A 3,187-nucleotide genomic window follows, 5' to 3' on the forward strand; every position below is an offset into this window, starting at 1 on the left:
AATCGCGATAGAGGTGTACCGGCCGACATCTCCAATGCGGTCTAGAGAGCTGATCGTCGCGGAAGTGCAAGCCTGGTTCGAGCAGTGAGCTACTTTCAGATCCCGGTTGGTCGCATCATAGTAACTAATGAGGCCTAGACCGTCGGCCCCAATGGCCACTGATGTAAACTGGCCGGCATCGCCTGAGCCGTCGCGAGTGATAAGCGAGAATCCCGGGCGCTCCAGCGCTATCTCGTCTGCTCCGGCACCAAGATCCAGCGTTGGGACCGCACAAAGCGCCATTCCTCCAACAAGAACCATCCTCCACCACCTTGATAGGATCTTACCGGTCAGCACCTTCATCGCACCTCACTCGGCGAATCCCATCCGATTACCCTTTACTCGTACAGTCTATATCTCGACAAAGAGGAGAGTCCACTGGTGAAGTCTCGCGGGTGGTTCAGTTCACGTCGGCGGTGCTGCTGAAGTGCTGATTTAACAGGAATGTATCCGATGATGAACGACGGGCCGGTAGGTTGCAACCGTGGGAGACGTGCTTCAAGTTCAGGTGCGGACTATTTCTCGTCACACTTCTTCAACTTCGACTCTAGACAACGCTGGGCCATCTCCTGCGCTTTCTGGATCTGAGCCGGAGTCATACGCGATGCCACCTTTTCCCGATCCTTCTCCAACTCTTGTTTCGAACCGCCACTCAACGACTCCGCTGCGATGCTGTACCACATATGCGCGCGAACATAATCCAATGGAACGCCTTGTCCTTTGGAATACATTTGTGCCAATTGGCTTTGCGCCCCGGCGTGACCCTGCTTCGCGGCCATGCGATGCCATTTCAACGCCGCCTGGTAGTCGTGCGTCACACCCAGGCCGCTGGCATACAGCAGTCCGAGATTGTATTGCGCTCGTGCATCTCCCTTCTCCGCCAGAGGATAAAAGAGTCCAGCCGCGATCCTGAAGTCTCCACGCTGCAAGGCCTCGTATGGTTCCTCTCCGGAGAGGGCCGCCACCGCTGTCGAACTGCCGACAATCAACACACTCGCGAGCAGGAATGTTCGCATTGTTTACCTGCCTTTCAGCATTCGGAAAGCCACGGGGCTTAGAATGCCCTACGCTCGGTTACAACACAACCATTGCCTGCATTCCTGTTACGCTCTCAGCAGTATACGATGCGGTCGACCCAATTCTTATGAGACCTCGATCCCCTACGCTATAGCCGTAGATAGCCGCAGTTGAAGAAAACAGGAACACGATCGAGGGAAGCCATGCCGTGATAAAACTGATGACCTTAAAGCACCGATTCTAGGTAGGGGAGGAACAAGACGGCAATAAGCCGTAGGGAGCCGTGCCTCTGAACTGCCGGAGGCTACATCATCGTCAGCAATCGGTCTGAGGGGAATGCGCCGTCGCCGATGTCTTCGTGGTCTCCAGTACCATCTTGCAAGAGGTTCTTAGGTGAGGAGCAAACCGTTTGAGCACTTCCCGCACGTACTGAGCGACGCGGAATCTCCTTTGCGGAACATTCGTAGAGGCGGCTCCGGTGAGTGTGGATGCTATGTAGGTTTGGCGAAGTCGATGAGCGTAGAGGTTTTCGATCGGTGTGATGGCCATACCTTCTCCTTAGATTACCCTATACATTGAGGAGCCAATGTCCTCGGTATGGACTGTGTGCCTTCCATCGCCGGGGGTGGACGCTATCGCGCTCCTAGAAAGAAAACCTATGGAACCGTCAAGGATAACTCCAGACAGTTCCATAGGCTTGTCAACAGGCGACGTCTTTGGGAGGGGAGACTACGGCTGTTGACCCTTTTTATAGACAAAGGCAGCCGCAACCACTAACCCAAGAATCGCCGCCCCGAATGTGAGCCAGTTTGCATCCATAATAGTTCCTCCTTCTTAAATTCCGATGATCACAGCGTACATCAGGGAGATGAAGAGCAAGTGAAACAGACATGAAGAACTATTCATGCGGTCAGGATGGTTGTTAGGAAATGCGCCGAGAGCGTGCTCAGTCGTTCACACATGCCTTCCTTCTCGGATCCTGCACGAAAGGATGAATAGGCAGCTCATTCTCGTCGGGACCTGCTCAGTTTCGTACCGATTTATTTCTCTTCAACACACGCTGATGACACACATCTCTCCCAATCGGCACACCCTGTCATCGTCACTGGTTAGGCTCCATATTGACTTTGCAGCACCGGAACAAGAAGAGTTATTGGCACGGAAAACTTGACTCGGGAGCTTCCTAGTTGGCTAGAGATTTTCTCCTGGCTAAGGATGGCGACACCCTGCTATGCCAAAGGAAGATGTGCAGCGTCGAATTGATGAGGATCTCTCCGTCATTCGAGAGCATTAAAAGGAATCCAGCTCGATATTGATTCTGTGGCGAGTTGCATGGTCCGCCCAGGCCATTCATATTATCCAGGTAGCCTTAGTCAACACGCCCTGACAGCCGTCTTTTAATAGGTTGCCCTTGTTCCATATCGATCGCATCCACAGTCGAATACCCTGTAGCCGTGACGATGGAAGGAGGTGACTAGTATGATGCCATGGATCATCGAACCATTCTTGGTGGGCGTCATTCTGGGACTGATGTACAAGATGGTATCTACATGGCGGGAGTAAACGGAGTGACTCGTGACTCAGAAATGGAGACCTCACGCATGAACGTGATAGTTTGCGAGGCCATATAGTAGCTCTCCCAGTTCTCCCTCTGCGGACCTTTCATCCCCAGCCATTACGGGGTTCTTCCCGAGAAGGAAGGCCCAAGAATATTTGCTTAGAAAGCCTGCCTGAGACATGTTTCAGTGTTGAGAGGTCGCGAGTTGAGATTGAAGCGAGAGCCTAGTTATCCCTGCTGGTCTTGGTAGTTGTCGGAAACCATGGGATACGGCTGGTATCGGGCAGCTGTTTGACGGTCTTTTTATTGATGCTCTTGAATCCGGCTGGCTTACTGAAACCCTTACCCCTGCGCTTGGTTACGATACGGGCGTCGGAATGAGTCTTTGAAGGCATACCGTTATTATATCAAGGAAACGCCCCAGGCTTAACACCCCTGCAACACGTGCTTCCGCATAGGTTTCTAACTCGTTGAACAATTAGGCAGAACCAAGGTTGGTGCCGAAGCCGGGATTTGAACCCGGACACCCTTGCGGGCGCTAGACCCTGAATCTAGTGCGTCTGCCAGTTCCGC

Annotated in this window: 2 protein-coding genes and 1 pseudogene; all 3 read right to left on the bottom strand. The window is 52.9% G+C overall.

Annotated elements, in window-relative coordinates:
* Positions 1-300, bottom strand: a pseudogene (locus ACOSYY_RS15520) (hypothetical protein); the annotation flags it as partial.
* 254 nt (positions 301-554) lie between these two features.
* On the bottom strand, positions 555-1,055 hold the full coding sequence (locus tag ACOSYY_RS15525) for a tetratricopeptide repeat protein (RefSeq protein ID WP_421663504.1): 501 nt from the start codon (positions 1,053-1,055) through the stop codon (positions 555-557).
* 316 nt (positions 1,056-1,371) lie between these two features.
* Positions 1,372-1,605 (bottom strand): hypothetical protein, encoded by a 234-nt coding sequence (locus tag ACOSYY_RS15530; protein WP_421663506.1) that lies wholly within the window; start codon positions 1,603-1,605, stop codon positions 1,372-1,374.
* Positions 1,606-3,187 lie beyond the last annotated feature (1,582 nt).

This window comes from Nitrospira sp. BLG_2 (genome assembly GCF_049222245.1).

Coding starts and splice junctions, on each gene's coding strand:
- ACOSYY_RS15525 (WP_421663504.1), bottom strand. CDS start 1,055: ATGCGAACATTCCTGCTCGCGAGTGTGTTGATTGTCGGCAGTTCGACA.
- ACOSYY_RS15530 (WP_421663506.1), bottom strand. CDS start 1,605: ATGGCCATCACACCGATCGAAAACCTCTACGCTCATCGACTTCGCCAA.